This is a genomic window from Parasutterella secunda (assembly GCF_024733725.1).
Classification (GTDB): domain Bacteria; phylum Pseudomonadota; class Gammaproteobacteria; order Burkholderiales; family Burkholderiaceae_F; genus Aphodousia; species Aphodousia faecalis.
Genome location: NZ_JANRHP010000028.1, coordinates 1 through 287, shown reverse-complemented (window position 1 = coordinate 287; position 287 = coordinate 1). Strand labels below are relative to the sequence as shown.

General features: G+C 45.3%; 1 pseudogene. It reads right to left on the bottom strand.

Annotated elements, in window-relative coordinates:
- Positions 1-287: pseudogene (locus NW199_RS08740) on the bottom strand (hypothetical protein); the annotation flags it as partial.

Genomic DNA, 287 nt, shown 5'->3' with positions numbered 1-287 from the left:
TCGCGTGGCGATTTTCTGTGTTTCATTGATCCCCAGCTCTGTTTTGCGTCCGCTCCTCTGGCGATGTTTAGCAATCACAGTATGCAAATCGTATTCGGTCAGTTGGTATTTCCTGTCCAATTTTCTGAATAGTTCAGACCTTTCTTTACCTTTAGGCATTAGGCAAGCTTTTTCCCATTCGCTATCTTGACGAAGTTGTTGCAACTGGCCCAAGGCAGTACCCAGGGTAGCATTATGAAGTTGGCGAGCGAACTCTAGCTTTCTGAGAATCGTTCGAGATTCAGAAT